This is a genomic window from Paraburkholderia sp. BR10882 (assembly GCF_040948855.1).
GTDB classification, from domain to species: domain Bacteria; phylum Pseudomonadota; class Gammaproteobacteria; order Burkholderiales; family Burkholderiaceae; genus Paraburkholderia; species Paraburkholderia nodosa_A.
Window position 1 is genome coordinate 203,520 of the sequence record NZ_JBFPKP010000006.1, and the last position, 21,841, is coordinate 225,360.

At 65.5% G+C, this 21,841-nt stretch carries 16 protein-coding genes; 7 read left to right on the plus strand and 9 right to left on the minus strand.

Annotated elements, in window-relative coordinates; genetic code table 11:
* Positions 1-50: 50 nt before the first annotated feature.
* On the minus strand, positions 51-875 hold the full coding sequence (cysE, locus tag AB3X99_RS17810) for a serine O-acetyltransferase (protein WP_368617658.1): 825 nt from the start codon (positions 873-875) through the stop codon (positions 51-53).
* Positions 876-1,093: 218 nt separating this feature from the next.
* Positions 1,094-1,900: an RNA methyltransferase gene (locus tag AB3X99_RS17815; RefSeq protein WP_141710715.1), complete on the minus strand. Its 807-nt coding sequence runs from the start codon at positions 1,898-1,900 to the stop codon at positions 1,094-1,096.
* A gap of 482 nt (positions 1,901-2,382) precedes the next feature.
* On the opposite strand from AB3X99_RS17815, the gene AB3X99_RS17820 reads away from it, so the two are divergent.
* The 4 genes from AB3X99_RS17820 to AB3X99_RS17835 all read left to right on the plus strand — a co-directional run bounded on the left by AB3X99_RS17820 (position 2,383) and on the right by AB3X99_RS17835 (position 8,868).
* Entirely contained in the window at positions 2,383-3,183 is an 801-nt protein-coding gene (locus AB3X99_RS17820) for an inositol monophosphatase family protein (protein WP_266227414.1), read from the plus strand.
* Between the two features lie 155 nt (positions 3,184-3,338).
* Positions 3,339-4,637, plus strand: coding sequence for a lysophospholipid transporter LplT (lplT, locus tag AB3X99_RS17825; RefSeq protein WP_368617659.1), 1,299 nt, complete (start codon positions 3,339-3,341; stop codon positions 4,635-4,637).
* A 96-nt stretch (positions 4,638-4,733) separates the two neighbouring features.
* On the plus strand, positions 4,734-7,418 hold the full coding sequence (gene mutS, locus AB3X99_RS17830) for a DNA mismatch repair protein MutS (protein WP_069265567.1): 2,685 nt from the start codon (positions 4,734-4,736) through the stop codon (positions 7,416-7,418).
* Positions 7,384-8,868, plus strand: coding sequence for a hypothetical protein (locus AB3X99_RS17835; RefSeq protein ID WP_368617660.1), 1,485 nt, complete (start codon positions 7,384-7,386; stop codon positions 8,866-8,868). The genes mutS and AB3X99_RS17835 overlap by 35 nt, the downstream gene beginning before the upstream one ends.
* Positions 8,869-8,875: 7 nt before the next feature.
* Here the strand turns inward: AB3X99_RS17835 and AB3X99_RS17840 are convergent, their stop codons facing one another.
* Positions 8,876-9,421 carry a peptidylprolyl isomerase gene (locus AB3X99_RS17840; protein ID WP_069265565.1) on the minus strand — a complete coding sequence of 182 codons (546 nt, stop codon included), beginning with the start codon at positions 9,419-9,421 and terminating at the stop codon, positions 8,876-8,878.
* 32 nt (positions 9,422-9,453) lie between these two features.
* On the opposite strand from AB3X99_RS17840, the gene AB3X99_RS17845 reads away from it, so the two are divergent.
* Both AB3X99_RS17845 and AB3X99_RS17850 read left to right on the plus strand, forming a co-directional pair.
* Entirely contained in the window at positions 9,454-10,686 is a 1,233-nt protein-coding gene (locus AB3X99_RS17845; RefSeq protein ID WP_368617661.1) for a cupin domain-containing protein, read from the plus strand.
* 232 nt (positions 10,687-10,918) lie between these two features.
* Positions 10,919-11,194 (plus strand): hypothetical protein, encoded by a 276-nt coding sequence (locus AB3X99_RS17850; RefSeq protein ID WP_081771656.1) that lies wholly within the window; start codon positions 10,919-10,921, stop codon positions 11,192-11,194.
* 166 nt (positions 11,195-11,360) lie between these two features.
* Here AB3X99_RS17850 and AB3X99_RS17855 read toward each other — a convergent pair whose 3' ends face one another.
* The 3 genes from AB3X99_RS17855 to AB3X99_RS17865 all read right to left on the minus strand — a co-directional run bounded on the left by AB3X99_RS17855 (position 11,361) and on the right by AB3X99_RS17865 (position 14,865).
* Positions 11,361-13,631 carry an ATP-dependent DNA helicase gene (locus AB3X99_RS17855; RefSeq protein WP_069265563.1) on the minus strand — a complete coding sequence of 757 codons (2,271 nt, stop codon included), beginning with the start codon at positions 13,629-13,631 and terminating at the stop codon, positions 11,361-11,363.
* Between the two features lie 76 nt (positions 13,632-13,707).
* The gene (locus AB3X99_RS17860; protein ID WP_028204122.1) at positions 13,708-13,941 is read right to left on the minus strand and encodes a DUF465 domain-containing protein; all 234 of its coding nucleotides are present in this window, start codon (positions 13,939-13,941) and stop codon (positions 13,708-13,710) included.
* An 87-nt stretch (positions 13,942-14,028) separates the two neighbouring features.
* Positions 14,029-14,865 (minus strand): colicin transporter, encoded by an 837-nt coding sequence (locus AB3X99_RS17865; RefSeq protein WP_368617662.1) that lies wholly within the window; start codon positions 14,863-14,865, stop codon positions 14,029-14,031.
* Between the two features lie 366 nt (positions 14,866-15,231).
* Between AB3X99_RS17865 and AB3X99_RS17870 the strand changes: the two genes are divergently transcribed.
* Positions 15,232-17,583 carry a Tex family protein gene (locus AB3X99_RS17870; RefSeq protein ID WP_342945872.1) on the plus strand — a complete coding sequence of 784 codons (2,352 nt, stop codon included), beginning with the start codon at positions 15,232-15,234 and terminating at the stop codon, positions 17,581-17,583.
* A gap of 96 nt (positions 17,584-17,679) precedes the next feature.
* Here AB3X99_RS17870 and AB3X99_RS17875 read toward each other — a convergent pair whose 3' ends face one another.
* From AB3X99_RS17875 to AB3X99_RS17885, 3 genes are all read right to left on the minus strand, one after another.
* Positions 17,680-19,566: a potassium transporter Kup gene (locus tag AB3X99_RS17875; RefSeq protein WP_368617663.1), complete on the minus strand. Its 1,887-nt coding sequence runs from the start codon at positions 19,564-19,566 to the stop codon at positions 17,680-17,682.
* Between the two features lie 261 nt (positions 19,567-19,827).
* Positions 19,828-20,397 (minus strand): phosphoribosyltransferase, encoded by a 570-nt coding sequence (locus tag AB3X99_RS17880; RefSeq protein WP_028204126.1) that lies wholly within the window; start codon positions 20,395-20,397, stop codon positions 19,828-19,830.
* 23 nt (positions 20,398-20,420) lie between these two features.
* A complete protein-coding gene (locus AB3X99_RS17885) occupies positions 20,421-21,767 on the minus strand; it encodes an adenylosuccinate synthase (protein ID WP_368617664.1) in 1,347 nt (448 codons plus the stop codon).
* Positions 21,768-21,841: the final 74 nt, after the last annotated feature.

Sequence of the window (21,841 nt, forward strand, 5' to 3'; positions counted from 1 at the left end):
GCCGCCTTTACTTTTAGCGCCTCGCTCTAGCGCCCTCCTGGCGCCACGCCTCAAACGCGCGCAGGCGCCTTCTCCTCTTCGCGGCTCGACGCTTCGGCTTGCGGGCCGCCGCATTCGAGCCCCTCGGATAGACGCCGCAATTCGGCGAGCGCCGCATCGGCGCCATGGAGCGCCTCGAGTCGCGCGCCGAGCCGCTCGAGCGCGACGACGATCGCATCGACGCGCTGCGTCTGCGTAGCCGCGTGGTCGATCAGGCCGTGAATCGCGAGCGAAACCGGGTCGTCGGCATTGGGCGTGATGCCATAGGCGCAAAAGCCCTCTCGCGCCGAGGCCGGTTTGGCCTGCACCGGCGCGGTCTTCGCGGGCGCGACGACGCGTGCGGGGTTGCCTACCGCCGTAGCCCCTTCCGGCACCGGCTTCACGACCACGGCGTTCGAGCCGATTTTCGCCGCGGCGCCCACCGTGAAGCCGCCGAGCACCTTTGCGCCCGCACCGACGATCACGCCCGGCCCCAGCGTCGGGTGGCGCTTCGCGCCGCGCGTGAGCGACGTGCCGCCGAGCGTCACGCCCTGGTAGATCGTGCAGTCGTCGCCGACCTCGGCCGTCTCGCCGATCACCACGCCCATGCCGTGATCGATGAACACGCGCCTGCCGACGGTCGCGCCCGGATGGATCTCGATGCCCGTCAGAAAACGCGCGATCTGCGAAATGTAGCGCGCGAGCCAGCGGCGCCTGGCGAGCCAGCACGCATGCGCGAAGCGATGCAGCACGAGCGCGTGCAGACCCGGATAACAGGTCAGGACCTCCCACGCGCTGCGGGCGGCGGGGTCGCGCTCGCGGATCGTGGCAATGTCTTCGCGAAGTCTCTTGAACATGGCTGTCACGCTAAAAACGGATGAAACATGGGAATGGCGGCCGCGCGACGCCGCAGCGTGCGTGCAAGCGACGCAACGGCTATTGCAGCCGCGCGCATTTGCTTATGAATTTTTCGCCGGTTTTCAGCCGATTGTAGGCGCAAAGCCGATTCGAGGTCGGAAGCCCCCGTCGGCGGCAAGGTTTGCGCCGGCGCGCGCAGCCGCGCCGACACAGAGGATCAGCGGATCTCGCCCTTGCCGTCGCCTTTGCCCTTGAGCAGGAGGATGTGCTTGGCGATGCCACGCACGATATTGACCTCCTCGCGCTCGAGCCCCGAGCGGGCGAAGAGCCGCCGCAGCCGCGACATCAGCTTCTTCGGATTGGCGGGGTCGAGAAACTCGAGCGCGATGAGCGCGTTCTCGAGGTGCACGTACATGCGCTCGATGTCGTCGCTCGTCGCGAGCGGCGACCCGGCCGGAAGCGGGGCGGCGCCGCCCGCACCGCCAGCCGCCGGCAGCGCGGCGGCGGGTGCGCTCTCCCCGAGGTACGCGAGGCGCAGCTCGTAGGCGAGCACCTGAACCGCCTGGGCCAGATTGAGCGAGCTATAGGCGGGATTGGCCGGAATATGCGCAAGCGCGCTGCAGCGCTCGACGTCGTCGTTCGACAGGCCCGTGCGTTCGTTGCCGAACACGAGCGCGATGTCGCCGCCGTGCACCGCCTGGCGGCAGGCGTCCTGCACCGCCTCGCGCGGCGCTGCGGGCGGCGGCCCGTACTCGCGCGTGCGCGCTGTGAGCGCGAGCGACCATTGCACGCCCGCCAGCGCATCGGCAAGCGTCGGCACGATGTGGGCGGCCGCGAGCACGTCGTCGGCGCCGCTCGCCATGGCAATGGCTTCCGGGTCGCAGTGGACCTGCGGCACGCGCGGCGCCACCAGCACGAGGCGCGAGAATCCCATGGTCTTCAGCGCGCGCGCGGCCGCGCCGACGTTGCCGGGGTGGCTCGGCTCGACGAGCACGAAGCGGGTAGACGTGAAGCCGCCGCGCAGCGGCTCGTGGGCGTCGCCGCAAGCCGGCGCCGCAGCGTGGGGAGTTGCGTGGGAATCGGGTGAATCGGGGTGCGCCAAGATGGTTCTCTAACCGCGAAAAGGAGATTGAAATGTCTATGTTAGCGCGCCCGGCGCCGCGGCGATGTGTGCTCATGCGCTTCCTGCCGCGAACGTCATATCCATAGAAATCCCGATATCCCGCCCGAGAGAAGCCATGGAATCGCCGATACTCGGGTAAAATGGCGGTTTCGCGCGCGTCGGGCGAATCGTGCAGCCGTGTGGCTGACCGCCAGGCGCCCGGCAAGTCGCTGGCCAACAGCGCCGCCGCGCCCCGCTCTTATCCAATTCGTCTCCGTTGACGGGACAGGTTCCGCAGGTCCATTCGAGGCCCGCGCCCTGTCCAATCGTTAGACGCTTTTATCTTTTGCACCACCGGCGCGCGTCCCGCCTTCGCGAGCGCCGGACAACAAGGATCCTGGCTCATGCATCCCATGCTCAACATCGCTGTCAAGGCCGCGCGCCGCGCCGGACAGATCATCAACCGTGCGTCGCTCGACCTCGACCTCGTGCAGGTCGCGAAGAAGCAGCACAACGATTTCGTCACGGAAGTCGACAAGGCGGCTGAAGCCGCCATCATCGAAACGCTCAAGACCGCCTACCCCGACCACGCCATCCTTGCCGAGGAATCGGGGCAGTCGGAGAACGAGTCCGAATACCAGTGGATCATCGATCCGCTCGACGGCACCACCAACTTCATCCACGGCTTCCAGTACTACTGCGTCTCGATCGCGCTCGCACACAAGGGCCTCGTCACGCAGGCCGTGGTCTATGACCCGACGCGCAACGATCTCTTCACCGCATCGCGCGGCCGCGGCGCGTTCCTGAACGACCGCCGCATCCGCGTGGGCCGCCGCGACCGTCTCGCCGACGGCCTGATCGGCACCGGCTTCCCGTTCCGCGAAAAGGACGGCCTCGACAGCTACTGCGAACTGTTCGCCGAAATGACCAACGCCTGCGCGGGCCTGCGCCGCCCGGGCGCGGCCGCGCTCGATCTGGCCAACGTCGCCGCCGGCCGCATGGACGGCTTCTTCGAGCAGGGCCTCAACCCGTGGGATGTCGCCGCAGGCGGCCTGCTCGTGACGGAAGCCGGCGGCCTGATCGGCAACTACACGGGCGACTCGGACTTCCTGCACATGGGCGAAGTCGTCGCGGGCAACCCGAAGATCTACGCGCAGATGGTGCCGATCCTCTCGAAGTACACGCGCGTGCCCAAGGCGGCGTAAGCGCCCGTGCGCGTCGCGGTGCACGCCTGGCTCCCCCGCGATGCGTGCAAAGCGCACGCCAGGTCACGCCTGACCCACGCATGCGCATCGAGCGGCTTCGGCCGCTTTTTTGTTTCGTCCGCCGCCCTGCTGCAAGAGGACCACGCACGCATCCGATGAAAAAAGGCTTCTACACGATCATCGCCGCGCAGTTCGTGTCGTCGCTCGCCGACAACGCGCTCCTCATCGCGGCGATTGCGCTGCTCACGGTGATTGCTTCGCCCGCCTGGGTGACGCCACTGCTGCAGATCTTTTTCACGATCTCGTACGTACTGCTCGCGCCTTTCGTGGGCGCGTTTGCCGACGCCCTGCAAAAGCGCCACGTCATGTTCGTCTCGAACGCGCTCAAGGCGTGCGGCTGTCTGCTGATGATCGCGGGCGTGCATCCGATGATCGCGTATGGCGTGGTCGGCTTCGGCGCGGCGGCTTACTCACCTGCAAAGTACGGAATCCTGACGGAATTGCTGCCGGCCGAAAAGCTCATCGCCGCCAATGCGTGGCTCGAATCGGCCACGGTGCTTTCCACCATCGTCGGCACGATGATGGGCGGCGCACTCGTTTCCACTTACGCCGACCGTTTCGTCACGCGCCATCCGTGGCCGGCGATCCATTCGGCCGCCGACCTCGCGATGCTCGCCGTCATGGTCACGTATGTGATCGCCGCGATCATCAACATCGGCATTCCCGACACGGGCGCGCGATACGAGAACCGGCTCAGGGAACCGGCTCGTCTCATGGGCGATTTCACGCATAGCTTCAATGTGCTCTGGACCGACAAGCTCGCGCAGATCGCACTCTGGGTCACGACCCTGATGTGGGGCGCGGCGGTCACGCTGCAACTGCTCGTGCTCAAGTGGGCCGACGCGAATCTCGGACTCTCGCTCTCGAAAGCCGCCGTGATGCAGGGCGTGACCGGACTCGGCATCGCGCTCGGCGCGGGCGCGGCAGCCGCATGGGTGTCGCTGCGCGCCTCGTTGCGCGTGCTGCCCGTAGGCGTACTGTGCGGCGCGGTGGCGATCGGCATGGCGTTCTACAGCAAAGGCCTCTTTCCGCAAGGCGTTGGCGTGCGCTTCGGCACGTTCATCGTGCCCTTCTACCTGCTTTTCGCCTACCCGCTGATGGTGCTGCTCGGCGTGCTCGCCGGTTTCTTCATCGTGCCGATGAACGCCCTGCTCCAGCATCGCGGCGCGACGCTGCTTTCGGCGGGCCACTCGATCGCGGTGCAGAATTTCAACCAGAATCTCGCGGTGCTGCTCATGCTCGGCGCGTATGCGCTGCTGCTCACCGCGAAGGTTCCCGTGCAGTGGATCATCGTCGTGTTCGGCCTGTTCGTTTCCACGATGATCTGGCTCGCCATGCGGCACAGTGCGGCAAACGCGCGCACCGTGGACATGCAGGCGCTGGTCGACGAATGACGGGAACCGCTGTGACGGCGTTAGCCGAAAGGCTGGCTTTACATGCAATCGGCGCGCGTTAAACTCACGCCCTGAACCCCTAGCAAGACACCGAGGATGGCTACACACACCGCAGGCGCAGCCGACATCGCGCAACACACCCCCATGATGCAGCAGTATCTGCGCATCAAGGCCGACCATCCGGGCACGCTCGTGTTCTACCGCATGGGCGACTTCTACGAGCTCTTCTTCGAAGACGCCGAGAAGGCCGCGCGCCTGCTCGACCTCACGCTCACGCAGCGCGGGGCATCTGCGGGCAATCCGATCAAGATGGCGGGCGTGCCGCATCACGCGGTCGAGCAATATCTCGCGAAGCTCGTGAAGCTGGGCGAGTCGGTGGCGATCTGCGAACAGATCGGCGACCCCGCCACCTCCAAGGGTCCGGTCGAGCGCAAGGTCGTGCGCGTGGTGACGCCCGGCACGCTGACCGACGCCGCCCTCCTTTCCGACAAGAACGACGTCTACCTGATGGCCGTGTGCCCCGGCCACAACCGGCGCGGCGTGACCGTCAACGTGGGCCTCGCGTGGCTCAATCTCGCCAGCGGCGCCTTGCGTCTCGCGGAAGTCGCGCCGGAACAGGTCGCCACGGCGTTCGAGCGCATTCGGCCTGCCGAAATCCTCGTCGCGGAAATGCCGGCGGAAACCGCTGCCTGGGCGCCGCCCGCCGGTTCGGGCGCGCTCACACGCGTGCCGGCCTGGCACTTCGACGTCGGCTCGGGCAAGCAACGCCTGTGCGACCAGCTCGACGTGGCAAGCCTCGACGGCTTCGGCGCGCAAACGCTCACGAGCGCATGCGGCGCGGCGGGCGCGCTGCTGCTCTACGCGGCGGCCACACAAGGCCAGCAACTGCGCCACGTGCGCAGCCTGAAGGTCGAAGCCGAATCGGAATACATCGGACTCGATCCGGCCACGCGCCGCAACCTCGAACTCACGGAAACGCTGCGCGGCACCGAATCGCCCACGCTCTGCTCGCTGCTCGACACGTGCAGCACGGCCATGGGCAGCCGCTTGCTGCGTCACTGGCTGCATCACCCGCCGCGCGAAGCCGCGATTGCGCAAATGCGCCAGCAGGCCATCGGCGCCTTGCTCGAGGCGCCGCCGCACGCGAGCGTCGATACCTTGCGCAGCGTCTTGCGCCAGATCGCCGACGTCGAGCGCATTACCGGGCGCCTTGCGCTGCTTTCCGCGCGCCCGCGCGATCTGTCCAGCCTGCGCGACACCTTTGCCGCACTGCCCGCGCTGCGCGAACAGGTCGCAGCCGCAAGCGGCGCGGCCACGTCGCTCGCGCATATTGCCGAGGCGCTCGAACCGCCCGCCGAGTGCGCGGCGCTCCTGCAGCGCGCGGTTGCGCCGGAACCGGCGGCGATGGTGCGCGACGGCGGCGTGATCGCACGCGGCTACGATGCGGATCTCGACGAACTGCGCGACATCTCCGAGAACTGCGGTCAGTTCCTGCTCGACCTCGAAACGCGCGAGCGTACGCGCACCGGCATCGGCAATCTGCGCGTCGAGTACAACAAGGTGCACGGCTTCTATATCGAAGTCACACGCGGCCAGACCGACAAGGTTCCCGACGACTATCGCCGTCGCCAGACGCTCAAGAACGCCGAGCGCTATATCACGCCGGAACTGAAGACGTTCGAAGACAAGGCGCTGTCGGCGCAGGAACGCGCGCTTTCGCGCGAAAAGGCGCTCTACGACGCGCTGCTGCAGTCGCTGCTGCCATTCATTCCCGATTGCCAGCGCGTGGCTGCCGCACTCGCGGAACTCGACCTGCTTGCTGCATTCGCGGAACGCGCCCGCGCGCTGGACTGGAATGCGCCCACGTTTGCGCAGGCGCCGGGCATCGAGATCGAGCAAGGCCGCCATCCCGTGGTCGAAGCGCAGGTCGAGCAGTTCATCGCCAACGACTGCCTGCTTTCGGCCGAGCGCAAGCTGCTGCTCATCACCGGCCCGAACATGGGCGGTAAATCGACTTTCATGCGACAGACCGCGCTCATCGCCCTGCTCGCTTACGTGGGCAGCTACGTGCCGGCAAAGCGCGCGAGCTTCGGGCCGATCGACCGCATCTTCACGCGCATCGGCGCCGCCGACGACCTCGCGGGCGGCCGCTCGACCTTCATGGTCGAGATGACCGAAGCCGCGGCCATTCTCAACGACGCCACGCCGCAAAGCCTCGTGCTCATGGACGAGATCGGGCGCGGCACATCGACGTTCGACGGCCTCGCGCTCGCGTGGGCCATCGCGCGGCATCTGCTCGCGCACAACGGTTGCCACACGCTCTTCGCCACGCACTACTTCGAGCTCACGCAACTGCCGGCGGAATTTGCGCAGGCGGCGAACGTGCATCTTTCGGCAGTCGAGCATGGCCACGGCATCGTGTTCCTGCACGCGGTGCAGGAAGGCCCGGCGAACCAGAGCTACGGCCTGCAGGTCGCACAGCTCGCGGGGGTGCCTGCCGCCGTGATCCGAGCTGCGCGCAAACATCTCGTGCATCTCGAGCAGCAATCGGCGGGGCAGCCCACGCCGCAACTCGACCTGTTCGCCGCCCCCGCCGCCGAATACGACGACGAGGCGCCCTTCGTGGAGGATCGCGCCGTGCCGGTCGAAGAGGATCGTGGCGCGTCGCTCGTCGCTCAGCGGCTGCGCGAACTCGATCCGAACGAACTGCGCCCGCGCGACGCGCTCGACCTGTTGTACGAACTGCATGAGCTGGCCACAGCGCCGGACGCCAAGCGCTAAGCGTCGCCTCGCGACGCTGCCGCGGGCGCCGCAACCGGCGGGCCGCGGCAGTTCCCGCTCGCGCTATCTGAAAATCATGCGCCGTGCGTCGTGCACGTTGATGCTGGCTGCGTCGCTGGGTTCGCCGCTCGCGGCGTTCGCGCAAGCGCCGCGCTATGCCTTCGCGGTCGTGGCGAACGCGCTCACCTCGCAGTCCGAGGAAGCGTCGGCGCAGCGGCTCATCGACGCCATCGGACGCGATCCGCAAATCGCGTTCACGGTCTACGACGGCAATCTCAAAGGCGCTCGCGAAACCTGTGCCGACCATCTTTACGAGCAGCGTCACGACCTGCTCGATGCGTCACGTGCGCCGCTCGTGTTCGTACCCGGCGAACGCGACTGGGTCACCTGCGGCATGAACGGCTCGGGCGCCTACGATCCCGCTGAGCGGCTCGACTTCCTGCGCCAGAACTTCTTCTCCGATCCCAACGCGCTCGGCCAAACTCCCTTGACGCTCACGCGCGAGAGCGAAGTCTCGCGCTTCCGGCCGTACCGGGAAAACGTGCGCTGGCAGCTCGGCGACACCGTGTTCATCGGGTTGAACGTGCCGGACGGCAACAATCACTATCTCAATGCGGGTGGACGCAACGGCGAGTTCGAAGATCGCGTGATCGCCAACGGCTTCTGGCTCGAACATGCAGCCGAGTATGCGAAGCGCCGCAACGCGCGCGCGATCGTCATCTTCATGCAAGGCAACGCGATGCCCGAGCATTACGAGCGTCCCGACCGCTTCGCGTGGCTGCGCTTTCACCGCGCACCGCGCGACGGCTATCTCGAGCTGCGCCGCAGCCTCGTGAAGCTCGCCGAGATTTTCCGCGGCCAGATCATCGTCGTGAATACCGACGACTCGAAGCTCGCACATGGCTTCACGATCGATCAGCCGCTGCGCAACGACAAGGGCGCAAAGATAGAAAACGTCACGCGCATCGCGTTCTCACTGCGCGATCCGCTTACGCAATGGCTGCAGGTGGACGCCGACATGGCGCGCCGCACGCCGCTGCGGGTGAGCGTGCACGATGTGCCGAAGCATCTACCGCTGTTGCCCGTGCAGCCGTCGCCGTTCACGCCAGGCGCGGGTTCGTCGCCCGCGATGCCGGAAATGCCTGAAGTGTCGTCGATGCCGGATGTGACCGAGATTCCCGGCATGCCGCAGTCGCCTGACGTCGCGCCCGCCACGCCTGGCGCATCGGGAACTGCCGTGCCTCCCGCCTTGCCGCCGTCCGGAAACGGCATGCTCGTGCCGGCGTGGCCCACGCAGGGTGGCCAGAATGGCTTAAACGGTCGGAATGATGCGAATGGCCAGAACGGCCTGGATGGTGCAAACAGCGGTGAAAACAGCAGCGGCAATGGCCTGCCGCCAGTCCAGCTGCAGCCGCCCGGCGCACCGGCGTCAGGCGGCTTCGCGCATTGAGCGGCGATTAGTGCAGGGTGGGTTTCGAGGCGCCTTCGTCGCCGTCGTCTTCTTCGTCTTCGTCGATGATTTCGAGGCCGTCCGCGCCATGCGCGTGCTCATGCTCGATTTCGTCTTCGGTGGCGGTGCGCACTTCCTTGACCGTCAGCGCGAAACGCAGCGCCATGCCCGCTAGCGGATGGTTGCCGTCGAGCACGACCTTGTCTTCGGCAACATCCGTGACCGTATAGATGAGCGTGTCGAGATCTTCGTCGCCTTCTTCGGGCGTACCTTCGAACTGCATGCCGACTTCGAGTGGCTCGGGGAAGCGGTTGCGCGGCTCGATCTTCACGAGCTCGGGATCGTATTCCCCGAAAGCGTCCTGCGGATCAAGCTGGATCTGGGTCTCGAAGCCCGGCTCCTGCCCGTCCAGCACTTCCTCGATCTTGGGGAACGTGCCATCATAGCCGCCGTGCAGATAGACCATCGGCTCGTCGCTTTCCTCGATCAGATTGCCCTGCGCATCCGATAGCTTGTAAGCGACCGACACGACGGTGTCCTTTGCAATTTTCATTCGATCCTCCAGATTACAGACCACATTATACGATGCCGAAGCGGTCCCCAGACCACCCGGTGGACGCGCGCAAGCGGCGCGCCTCCCTCCCCCCGGCATGCCCCGCGCCCGATGTTGCCACGCCGCTTCTGGGCGGCCTGACACCGGCGCAGTTCATGCGCAAATACTGGCAGAAAAAGCCACTGTTGATCCGCCAGGCGATTCCCGACATCGAAGCGCCGCTCTCGCGCGAAGCCCTCTTCGCGCTGGCAGACAACGACGATGTCGAATCGCGTCTCATCACACATTTTCGTCGCCGCTGGGCGCTCGAACACGGCCCGTTCTCGCCGGACGAACTGCCTACTCCGAAGACCCGCCAGTGGACGCTCCTCGTGCAGGGCGCCGACCTGCACGACGACCGCGCGCGTGCCCTCCTCGAGCGCTTTCGCTTCGCGCCCGACGCGCGGCTCGACGACCTCATGATCTCGTACGCATCGGACGGCGGCGGTGTCGGCCCGCACTTCGATTCGTATGACGTCTTCCTGCTGCAGGTGCATGGCAAGCGCCGCTGGCGCATTGGCGCACAGCGCGACCTCTCGCTGCAGGAAGGCCTGCCGCTAAAGATTCTCGCGAACTTCCAGCCTGAAGAGGAGTGGGTGCTGGAGCCGGGCGACATGCTCTACCTGCCGCCGCACATCGCGCACGACGGCATCGCTGAAGGCGAATGCATGACTTGCTCGATCGGCTTTCGTTCTCCTTCCACGAACGAATTGACGAGCCAGTTTCTTTACTGGCTTGCCGAGCGCGGCGCCGATAACGGCAACGGCAAGGACACGCTGTACCGCGACCCCGACCAGCCGGCCGTGGCGCACCCGGCGCAGCTTCCTGCGGCACTCGTAGAGCGAGTTGGCGGCGTGCTTGCTAAAGTGCGCTGGAGCGACGCCGACGTCTCCTCGTTCGTGGGCTCGTGGCTGTCGGAACCGAAAGCCAATGTAGTATTCGACACCCCCGAAAGACCGCTCGACGAAGCCCGTTTCGTTGCGCAAGCGGCAAAAAACGGGATAACACTCGACCGCAGGACAATCCTGCTTTACGATTCGCGGTCGTATTACCTGAATGGGGAACAGTACTTGCTCAAAGAGGCGAGAAAGTGGCTGCCGGCACTGGCCGACAGGCGCTCTATGGACGGGAAACGCTTTGTAACACTCTCACACGATTCGTGTGTGACAGCGTTGCTACACGAGTGGTATCGTGCGGGCTGGATTCGGACCGGGGTGCTTGCCTAAGCGCTTCGGACTGTTATACCGTACTAAAATAGTGCTTGTATGAGAAAGACAACGTATTGTCCCCGGATTTGTCGACGGTCGATACGAAAGTGCCTATAATTTCCGGCCAGGCCGTAGGGAAGATTCACGCTCTTGCAGTGCGTCTCCACCAGCGGCTCAGGTCGGTGTTGGGGCACATTTACCGGTATTATTTTGCGCTGTTGCTTACCTTTAACCATAAAAGGACGTGATCATGAAGAAATCCCTCCTCGTAGCATCCCTGCTGGCAGCTGTTGCACTCGCTGCGTGCAACAAGAGCAGCGACCAAGCTGCTGCGCCGGCTAGCGATGCTGCTGCTGCTTCGGCACCGGCTGCTGCTGCTTCGGATTCGGCAGCTGCTGCTTCGGGCGCTGCTGCTGCTGCGAGCGACGCTGCTGCTTCGGCTACCGCCGCTGCTTCGGACGCTGGCGCTGCTGCTTCGGATGCAGGCGCTTCGGCTCCGGCTGCTGCTTCGGGCGCAAGCCAGTAAGTTGCGTTCGCGCGACGCTCACCCGGGACCTCGGTCCCAGTGGGCACCGCAGCGAATCGCCGTACGGTCTGCTGCTTGCGTCAAACGCGCTTCAGACATACGGCGGGCAAGCAAAAAAGCCACGAACTCACGTTCGTGGCTTTTTGTTATGCGGCGCGCATGAAGCTCAATGCGCTTCGCCAGGCTCCCCTGCCTGCTCGTTCTTCTCTTCGAAGAACGCCTGCACGACTTCGATCTCCCGGGTCCGCTTGAACGGCGGCAGACTTTGCCAGATACGTCGCCCATACGGCTTGTCGACGAGACGGGTGTCGCAAATCATCAACACACCGCGGTCAGTTTCCGCGCGAATCAGTCGCCCCGCACCCTGCTTGAGCGTGATCACCGCCTGCGGGAGCTGGTGGACCGCGAACGGGCTCAGACCTTTCTTCGCCAGCGCGTCAAGGCGCGCCGCCAGCACCGGATCGTCGGGCGGCGCGAACGGCAGCTTGTCGATGACCACGAGCGAGAGCGCATCGCCGCGCACGTCCACCCCTTCCCAGAAGCTCTGGCTGCCCACGAGGATCGCATTGCCATAGGCGCGGAAGCGCTCGAGCAGCTCCGTACGGCTCGCGTCGCCCTGCACGAGCAGCGGCGTATTCCATCCACGCGCCTCGATCGTGTCGCGCAGCTTCTGGGCAATACGGTCGACGGCACGCAACGTCGTGCATAGCATGAAGACACCGCCGCCCGACGCCTCGATCGCCGGCAACGCCGCCTCGAACACGGCGTCGGTGAACTGCGGCGACGACGGCTGCGGCATGTTGCGCGGCACGTAAAGCAGCCCTTGTGTGGGATAGTCGAACGGGCTCGGCAGCGTCATCGAACGGCGCGAACTCAGGCCCATTTGCGCCGCGTAGTGCGTAAAGTCGCCACGCACCGAAAGCGTGGCCGACGTGAAGACCCACGTGCGCGGCACACCGGCGCGCTGCTTCGCGAAGATCGGCGCCACGGAGAGCGGGGTTTCGTGCAACTGCACCGTGTGCGAGAACACCTCGACCCAGCGGACCTTCTCGTCCGCGTCGTCGGTCGCGTGAGCGTTATCGCCTTGTCCGTCCGCGTCGGCCTCGTGTGTTTCGCGCGCTGGCGGGACGCCCTGCGGCGCGGTCCACCCCGCGAGGATGCCCTGCAGCTCCCGCGCGCGGCGCAGGCAGGCACCAATCGATTCGGCGCGCTCGGCCTGCCCGGCGAGTGCGGTGGCAAGCGTGCCCAGTTCGGTCTGCAGCGCGTCGAGCGCATCGAAGAGCGGGTGATCCTCGGGCAACTGCGTAATCGACAGGCGCAGCGAGTCTTCCTTGAACGCGAGCCGCACGTCGCGCGCAGCACGCTCCAGCGCCGCGCCGAGCTTGACCCACTCTACCGCGTCGCGCGCGTGGCTCAGGCCTTCGGCCACGCAATCGCGCGCGAGCTCGAGGAACTGCGCCGTCGAGAGCGTTTCGCCGAAAAAGAGCGTCGCCGTTTCGGGCAGCTGGTGCGCTTCGTCGAAGATGATCGTATTCGCGCTCGGCAGCAGTTCGGCCATGCCGGTGTCGCGCAGCATGATGTCGGCGAAGAACAGATGGTGATTCACCACCACGATATCGGCCTGCTGCGCCTCGCGGCGCGCCTGCATCACGAAGCAGTCCTTGTAATGCGGGCACTCCTGGCCAAGACAGTTATCGCGCGTCGATGTGACCATCGACCAGACGGCCGCCGTCTCGGGCACGCTCGCGAGCTCAGCCTTGTCGCCCGAGCGCGTGATCTTCGCGAAGCGCACGATTTCCTGCAGATACGCGGTTTCCTGGCGCGACGGCAGCCGGCCGTTGTCGGCCGTGCGCTGCAGATAGTAGTGGCACAGATAGTTGGCGCGGCCCTTTAGCATCGCCACGCTCACGGGCACCGCGAGGGCGTCGCGCACCGTGGGGATGTCGCGCGCGAAGAGCTGGTCCTGCAAATGCTTCGTGCCCGTCGAGACGACCACCTTGCCGCCCCACAGCATGGCCGGCACGAGGTACGCATAGGTCTTGCCCGTGCCCGTGCCCGCCTCGACGATCAGCGTGTTGTCGCCGTTTTCGGCTGTGGCGCGCGCCGCTTCCCCGGCGGCGGGCTGCGCCGGCGCACCACGTTCGACCCGGCGCGCCGGGCGCGACTGAAGTTCGAACGCCGCAGGATCGGGCAGGGATTGCGCGGCGGCTTCCATTGCGGCCGCGACCGCGCGCGCCATTTCGATCTGCGCAGCGCGTGGGCGATAGCCGTCGATCTCGCGGGCGAGCAAGCCGTCGGCCGCGAAGAGCTCCTCGAGCTCGGCGGCGCGGCGTGCGCTCAACATGGGTGCAGCGGCTGTTTGCGCCGCGCGCGCGTCGGCCTCCGGCGCGCCGCCTTCGCGCGCGGGCCGGGAACGGGAAACGGTCGTTGAATTCAAGGCAAGCGGTTCCTGCTCGGTCCGGAACGGCGCAACGCGCCGACTGCCGCGCCCCGGCGCCTGCCAGGACCCGGAATCAGGCGTGCCCGTCCGAAGTCTTCGTTGAATCGGGGTCCAGCTGCAGTTGCAGCAGGAGGATGTTGTCCTTGACCTTGAGCTTGCGCTTCTTCAGCCTCTGCAGTTCGAGATCGTCATAGTCCGGGGTGTCGGACATCCTGTCTATCAGGCGGTCCAGATCGCCATGTTCCGATTCCAGTTGCAGAATGCGGTCACGAAGGACCTCGGTCTTGACTTCACGATGCTCGCGCATGCTCGCCTCCTCGACATATGCGGCGCGCGCTTGCGAAGGACGACGCGCCTGAGGTTGCAGTCCGGCTGAAAAAGCGTGCTACTCGTGCTACTGGTCCTGCTGTTCTTCCTGCTGCTGTTTTTCCTGCTGCTTCTGCTGTTCTTCTTGTTGCTGCTTTTGCTGCGCCTTCTCGGCCGCCTGTTTCTGACGCTCGGCGACATCGGCCTTGTGCTTCGCCGCGTCTTCCTGCTTCTGCTGGTAGCGCTGGGCCTTGTCGGCGCGCTCCTGAGCCTTTTGTTCGCCCTGGCGGCGCGCTTCGTCGAGCTGGTTCTGGTAGTTCGCCTGCTTCTGGTCGTACGCCGCCTGGTTCGCGTTGCGCTGCGATTGCTCGCCCTGACGCTGTGCCTGGGCCAGCGCATGCTGCCGCTGCTTTTCCTGATACGCCTGCTCGTTCGCCGCACGCTGCGGCGCTTCGGCCTGGCGCTGCGCCTGATCGAGCGCGTGTTGCTGCTGCTTCTGTTCGTACGCCTGCGCGCTGGCCGCTTCGTTGGCGGCGCGCTGCGGCGCATTGGCTGCGTCCTGCGCGCGCTGCAAGGCGGCCTGCTGGTCGCGCTGCTCCGCATGCGCGGCACGCTTTTCGTCGTCGAGCGCCAGTTGCTCGCGGCGGATATCGGCCTGCACGACACGCATCTTGTCGCGCGCCTTGCCGATGCAATGATTCACAAAGAACGTGCTGTAGCAGTTGTGCTGCGCGACTGCGAACTGATAGTCGTTCTCCGCGGCACGACGGTCCAGCACCTGCTGCCGCGCGTCGAAGTCGCTCTGCTGCGACTGTTGCACGCCGGCGGCCGCAGCCGCGTCGGACGCTGCGAGCGGCGCGTCGCCCGAAGGCGCCGGCTGCACCGGCGCCGTTGCCGCACCTTGCTGCTGCAGCGGCCCTGTCACCCCGACCGCCTGCGCGAGGGCCGGAACGCTCGCACCGAGGCTCAACGCGACGGCACAAATTGCCCCAAGAGCGGGGAACCGCCGCATGACGCCATGAGGCGTGCGAAACCGGGCAAGGGGCAAATCAGGGGAGAAGCGGGAGGTCGTCAACGTCTTCTGTGGGCAGCGGAACATGGGGGAAATTCTAACACCCCCCGGGTTGAGCGCTCGGCCATTTATGGCAAAATGCCCCGCTCCACCGGCCGGCGCAGGCACCCGGCGACGTGCCTTTTCGCACACCGGGCGCCTCGGGCGCTCGAGCCCGCACCGGCCGCCGGACCGCAAACCCGGACCGCAATCCGATCCTCGCAGGAATATCCAGACCCTATGACGGAAACCGTAGCACTCAAGATCGTCCAGCGTATCGCCACTGAACTGAGCGTGCAGCCGCGCCAGGTCGCAGCCGCCGTGCAGCTTCTCGACGAAGGCTCGACCGTTCCGTTCATCGCCCGTTACCGCAAGGAAGTCACGGGCAATCTCGACGATACGCAACTGCGTACGCTCGAAGAGCGCCTGCTTTATCTGCGCGAACTCGAAGACCGCCGCGCGGCGATCCTCGCGAGCATCGAGGAACAAGGCAAGCTCACCGACGAATTGCGCAGCGCCATCGAAGCGGCCGACAGCAAGCAGGTGCTCGAAGACCTCTATCTGCCCTACAAGCCCAAGCGCCGCACGCGCGCGCAGATAGCGCGCGAAGCCGGCCTGCAGCCGCTCGCCGAGGCGCTGCTCGCGAACCCGCTGCTCGACCCGCAAACGGAAGCCGCACAGTACGTCGACGCCGAAAAGGGTGTCGCCGACGTCAAGGCTGCGCTCGACGGCGCGCGCGACATCCTCTCCGAGCAGTTCGGCGAAACGGCCGAGCTGCTGGGCAAGCTGCGTGACTGGCTGCACAACCAGGGCGTGGTGATGTCGAGCGTGGTCGAGGGCAAGGAAAACGAGGAAGGCGAGAAGTTCCGCGACTACTACGACTATTCCGAGACCATCAAGACCGTGCCGTCGCACCGCGCGCTCGCGCTGTTCCGCGGCCGCAACGCCGGTGTGCTGATGGTCAAGCTCGGCCTTGGCGGCGAGCTGGATGCGCAGGTGCCGCATCCGGGCGAAGCGATGATCGCGCGCCACTTCGGCATCGCGAACCAGAATCGCCCGGCCGACAAATGGCTATCCGATGTCTGCCGCTGGTGCTGGCGCGTGAAGGTGCAGCCGCATATCGAAAACGAGCTGCTCACCCACCTGCGCGAGCAGGCGGAAAACGAAGCGATTCGCGTGTTCGCGCGCAATCTCAAGGATCTGCTGCTTGCCGCGCCGGCCGGCCCCAAGGCCGTGATCGGCCTCGATCCGGGCTTGCGCACGGGCGTGAAGGTCGCAGTGGTCGACCGCACGGGCAAGCTGCTCGCCACCGACACGATCTACCCGCACGAGCCGCGCCGCGACTGGGACGGCTCGCTCGCTAAGCTCGCGCGCATCGCCGCGCAGACGCAAGCGGAACTCATCAGCATCGGCAACGGCACGGCCTCGCGTGAAACCGACAAGCTCGCGAGCGAGCTGATTTCGAAGCATCCCGAACTGAAGCTGCAGAAGATCGTGGTTTCCGAAGCCGGTGCTTCGGTTTATTCGGCATCCGAACTGGCTGCGAAGGAATTCCCCGAGCTCGACGTGTCGCTGCGCGGGGCGGTTTCCATCGCGCGCCGTCTGCAGGACCCGCTCGCCGAACTCGTGAAGATCGAGCCGAAAGCGATTGGCGTGGGGCAGTACCAGCACGACGTGAACCAGCGCGAACTCGCACGCTCGCTCGACGCCGTGGTCGAGGACTGCGTGAACGCTGTGGGCGTCGACGCGAACACGGCCTCCGTCGCCCTGCTCGCGCGCGTGTCGGGCCTGAACTCGACGCTCGCGCGCAATATCGTCGATTACCGCGATGCGAACGGCCCGTTCCCCTCGCGCGAGCATCTGAAGAAGGTGCCGCGTCTGGGCGACAAGACCTTCGAGCAGGCCGCCGGTTTCCTGCGCATCAACGGCGGCGACAATCCGCTCGATCGCTCGTCGGTGCACCCGGAAGCGTACCCCGTCGTCGAACGCATGCTCGCGAAGATCAAGCGTACGATCGGCGACGTGCTCGGCAGCCGCGAAGCGCTTTCGGGCCTCGCGCCCACCGAGTTCGTGGATGAACGTTTCGGTCTGCCGACGGTGCGCGACATCCTGAGCGAGCTGGAAAAGCCGGGCCGCGATCCGCGCCCCGAGTTCAAGACGGCGACGTTCCGCGACGGCGTCGAAAAGGTGTCCGACCTCGTGCCGGGCATGCTGCTCGAAGGCGTCGTGACGAATGTGGCCGCGTTCGGCGCATTCATCGACGTGGGCGTGCATCAGGACGGGCTCGTGCACGTCTCGGCCATGTCGACGAAGTTCATCAAGGACCCGCACGAAGTCGTCAAGGCCGGCCAGGTCGTGAAGGTGAAGGTGCTCGACGTCGACGTGAAGCGTCAGCGTATCGCGCTCACGATGCGTCTGGACGACGACCCCGCGAGCGCCGGCGCGTCGCGCAGCGGCGGCAGCGCGGGCCAGTCGGGCAACCGCGACAATCGCGGCGGTGGCAATCGCGATAACCGCGGCGGCCAGCGTTCGCGCGATGCGGAACCGGCAGGCGCAATGGCGGCGGCATTCGCGAAGCTCAAGCAACGCTGATGTCCGCATGACGCAACGTGGGCCGCAACGGCTCACGTTGCGTGCGCAACAAAAAAGGCACCCCGGGTGCCTTTTTTACTGGTCGAATCGACGCGGTCAGATTTCGATCTTCGTCCCGAGTTCGACCACGCGGTTCGCAGGAATACTGAAGAAGTCGGTGGGCTTCGCGGCGTTCTGATGCATCCACGCGAAGACACGCTCGCGGAAAATCGACATGCCCGGAAGCTGCGTCGGCACGACCGTCTCGCGTGCGAGGAAGAACGACGTGTCCATCATCTCGAACATCATGTTGTGCGTGCGCGAAATTTCGTCGAGCACGGCCTGCACGTCCGGCGTTTCGTTGAAGCCGTAATCGGCCTTCACGAGATAGAGCCCGCCGCCGATATCCTTGACCGTCACGCGCTCTGCGTCGCCCACATACGGAATGTCGCGAATCACGAACGTGAGGAAGATCGTGCGTTCGTGCAGCACCTTGTTGTGCTTGAGGTTGTGCAGCAGGCTCACCGGCACGAGCGATTCGCTGCCCGTGAGATAGATCGCCGTGCCCGAAACGCGATGCGGCGGATGCGCGAGCAGCCCCTGCAGGAAAGGCATGAGCGGAATGCCGTCGGCGGCCGTGCGATCCTTCACGATCATGCGGCCCTTGAACCAGGTCATCAGCAGGAAGAACAGCAGCGCGCCGATGCCGAGCGGCAGCCAGCCGCCCTCCTCGACCTTCAGCAGGTTCGCGCCGAAGAAGCCCAGATCGACGGCCAGCAGCACCGTGATGATGCAGGTGACGAGCGCCTTGTTCCACTTCCACACTTTCGTCATCACGACGGCAACGAGCACCGTGGTGATCACCATCGTCGCGGTCACGGCGATACCGTATGCGGCCGCCAGATTGTCCGAACTCTTGAAGGCGACCACGATGCACAGAATGATGAAGAGCAGCATCCAGTTCACGACCGGCACGTAGATCTGGCCGATGGCGAGGTCCGACGTGTGCAGCACTTTCATGCGCGGCACGTAGCCAAGCAGAATGGCCTGGCTCGTCAGGGAATACGCGCCGGAGATCACGGCCTGCGAAGCGATCACGGTCGCCACCGTGGAAAGCACGACGAGCGGCAGCAAGGCCCATTGCGGCGCGAGCAGGAAGAACGGATTCGCGATCGCGCGATGGTCCTGCATCAGCAGCGCGCCCTGCCCAAAGTAGTTGAGCACGAGCGAGGGCATCACGAGCGCGTACCAGGCAAAGCGAATCGGCTTCGCGCCGAAGTGGCCCATGTCGGCGTAGAGCGCTTCCGCGCCGGTCAGCACCAGCACGACCGAGCCGAGCACCACGTAGGCCTGCAGCATGTGCGCGCCCATGAAACTGACCGCGTAATAAGGGCTGAGCGCCGCGATGACGCCAGGCGCCTGGACGATGCGCGAGACGCCGAGCACACCGATGGTGATGAACCAGAGCACCATGATCGGGCCGAACAGGCGGCCCACCAGCGCAGTGCCGTGCCGCTGGATCCAGAACAGCAGGATCAGGATCACCATCGTGAGCGGCAGCACCAGATGCGAGAGCTTGGGCGCGGCGATTTCCAGGCCTTCCACCGCCGACATGACCGAGATGGCCGGCGTGATGACGGCATCGCCGTAGAACATGCACGCGCCGAAGATCCCCAAGGCCGTGAGCAGCGCAGCGGACCTGCTCTTGCGGCTGAACGAGCGCATGGCGAGCGCCATGAGCGCGAGCACGCCGCCCTCGCCGTTGTTGTCGGCGCGCATCACAAAAAGGACATATTTGACGCTCACGACGATCACGATCGCCCAGAACAGCAGGGAAATGACGCCGAGAATGGAAGTGTCGTTGAGCGGAATGCCGTGCGATGGGCTGAACGCCTCTTTCAGCGAATACAGCGGGCTCGTGCCGATGTCGCCGAACACCACGCCGATGGCCGCTACGGCGAGAGTAGGTAGCGGCTGCTTGGCCACGTGTGTGCTAGTTGTCATATACGCGGTAATCCGTTGCGAGGCGGAAAAAACGAGCGCTATTCTAAACCGGGCTGCGGCGGAAACCGAGCGGTCGTCGCGGCACTGCGACATCCCCCGATCCCCGCGCAGTTTAGCACCGGCCCCAGATGCCGTCTGCCCGCCTGCGCCGCCGCAGGCGAATCGGTGGGCGACGCACAAAAAAAACGGAGCCATGAAGGCTCCGTCGTTGGATCTGGCCGCCGCGGGTATGGGAACCCTGGCTGCGGCACAACCCCTGCTTTACTTCTGCGCGTCTTGCGCTCGCTGCAGACCACGCTTGATCCACGCACTGAGATTGTGAGGGCGCACCGTATCCCATTCCTCGAACGGCTGGTGGATCCACGGATTGGTCGGCAGATGCTGGACGAAATAGTCCGGCGTCACCTTCGAGCAGCCCTTGTACCAGAGCACCGCCGAGCGCACGCCGGTCACAGCCGGGTAGCGCTCCTTGAGGTGCTCCTGCACGCGTGCGAGCGTGACGCCCGAGTCGACGAGATCGTCGACGAGCAGCACGTTGCCTTCCAGGTGGCCGCGCGTCATCGTGATGTACTGCGCGATGTCGAGCTCGCCCTGCTCCGTGCCGGCGGCTTCGCGGTACGAGCTGGTCGCGAGGATTGCCAGCGGCAGGTCATAGATGCGCGAGAGCTGGTCGCCCACGCGCAGACCGCCGCGTGCGAGACACAGGATCTGGTCGAACTTCCAGCGCGACTCGTGCACCTTGAGCGCGAGCAGTTCGATCAGCCGGTGATACTCGTCCCAGCCGACCCACAGGTTCTTTTCGTCGTTGCGCGGGTCCATCATTTGAATCATTTTTGCTTCTGCCTTCTTACCACTTAGACCTTGAACGGATGACGCAGCAGGATCGTTTCGTCGCGATCCGGGCCGGTCGAAACCATGTCGATCGGCACACCGGCGACTTCCTGCACGCGTGTGAGATACGCCTGCGCGCTCTTCGGCAGCGCGTCGAACTGCGTGATGCCGATGGTGCTTTCGTTCCAGCCTTCAAACGTTTCGTAGACCGGCTCGCATGCGGCCACTTGCGAGGCGCCGCGCGGGAGAATGTCCACGTCCTGGCCAGCCACCTTGTAGCCGACGCAGAGCTTCACTTCGTCGAGACCGTCGAGCACGTCGAGCTTCGTGATGCACAGACCCGTCACGCCGTTGATCTGGATCGAGCGGCGCAGCGCGGCGGCGTCGAGCCAGCCGGTGCGGCGCGGACGGCCGGTGACCGAACCGAATTCCTTGCCGACCTTCGCGAGCGTGAGGCCCACTTCTTCCTGGCGATCGGCGTTGTCGGCGTCGTACAGTTCGCTCGGGAACGGGCCCGAACCGACGCGCGTGCAGTACGCCTTGGTGATGCCGAGCACGTAGTTGAGCTTTTGCGGACCCACGCCCGCGCCAGCGGACGCCGCGCCCGCGACGCAGTTGCTCGACGTGACGAACGGATAGGTGCCGTGGTCGATGTCGAGCAGCGTGCCTTGCGCGCCTTCGAACAGGAGGTTGCCGCCTTCGTGGTTCACGTCATACAGACGACGCGAAACGTCCGTGACCATCGGCTTCAGACGATCGGCGTACGAGAGCATCGTGTCGAGCGTTTGCTGATAATCGACAGCCGGCGCACCCAGGTACTGCGTCAGCACGAAGTTGTGGTAGTCGAGGTTCTCGCGCAGGCGCTCGGCGAAAGTTTCCGGCTCGAACAGGTCCTGCACGCGCAGGCCGCGGCGTGCCACCTTGTCTTCGTAGGCCGGACCGATGCCGCGACCCGTCGTACCGATCTTCGCGGCGCCGCGCCTGGCTTCGCGCGCCTGGTCGATGGCGATGTGGTACGGCAGGATGAGCGTGGTGGCTTCGGAGATGAACAGACGCTTCTGGACGTCGATGCCCGCATCTTCGAGCTCGCCGATTTCCTTGAACAGGGCCTCGGGCGAAAGCACCACGCCGTTGCCGATGTAGCAGGCGGTGCCGGCACGCATGATGCCCGACGGGATCAGTCGGAGAATGGTCTTCTTGCCGCCGATGATGAGCGTATGGCCGGCGTTGTGACCGCCCTGGAAACGCACCACGCCTTGCGCGTGGTCCGTCAGCCAGTCGACGATCTTGCCCTTGCCCTCATCGCCCCATTGGGTGCCCACGACGACGACATTGCGCCCCGGGGTTACATTCACTGCGCTGGCAGACATGGTGTTTCGTTAGCTGGTTAAAAACGTATTCTACCTGGGTTCAGCGGCAAGGCCGCCTTTTTTTCCCGAAATTC

Coding starts and splice junctions, on each gene's coding strand:
- AB3X99_RS17850 (WP_081771656.1), top strand. CDS start 10,919: ATGAAGAAATCCCTCCTCGTAGCATCCCTGCTGGCAGCTGTTGCACTC.
- AB3X99_RS17885 (WP_368617664.1), bottom strand. CDS start 21,767: ATGTCTGCCAGCGCAGTGAATGTAACCCCGGGGCGCAATGTCGTCGTC.
- AB3X99_RS17880 (WP_028204126.1), bottom strand. CDS start 20,397: ATGATTCAAATGATGGACCCGCGCAACGACGAAAAGAACCTGTGGGTC.
- mutS (WP_069265567.1), top strand. CDS start 4,734: ATGGCTACACACACCGCAGGCGCAGCCGACATCGCGCAACACACCCCC.
- cysE (WP_368617658.1), bottom strand. CDS start 875: ATGTTCAAGAGACTTCGCGAAGACATTGCCACGATCCGCGAGCGCGAC.
- lplT (WP_368617659.1), top strand. CDS start 3,339: ATGAAAAAAGGCTTCTACACGATCATCGCCGCGCAGTTCGTGTCGTCG.
- AB3X99_RS17875 (WP_368617663.1), bottom strand. CDS start 19,566: ATGACAACTAGCACACACGTGGCCAAGCAGCCGCTACCTACTCTCGCC.
- AB3X99_RS17860 (WP_028204122.1), bottom strand. CDS start 13,941: ATGCGCGAGCATCGTGAAGTCAAGACCGAGGTCCTTCGTGACCGCATT.
- AB3X99_RS17870 (WP_342945872.1), top strand. CDS start 15,232: ATGACGGAAACCGTAGCACTCAAGATCGTCCAGCGTATCGCCACTGAA.
- AB3X99_RS17845 (WP_368617661.1), top strand. CDS start 9,454: ATGCCGAAGCGGTCCCCAGACCACCCGGTGGACGCGCGCAAGCGGCGC.
- AB3X99_RS17820 (WP_266227414.1), top strand. CDS start 2,383: ATGCATCCCATGCTCAACATCGCTGTCAAGGCCGCGCGCCGCGCCGGA.
- AB3X99_RS17840 (WP_069265565.1), bottom strand. CDS start 9,421: ATGAAAATTGCAAAGGACACCGTCGTGTCGGTCGCTTACAAGCTATCG.
- AB3X99_RS17835 (WP_368617660.1), top strand. CDS start 7,384: ATGAGCTGGCCACAGCGCCGGACGCCAAGCGCTAAGCGTCGCCTCGCG.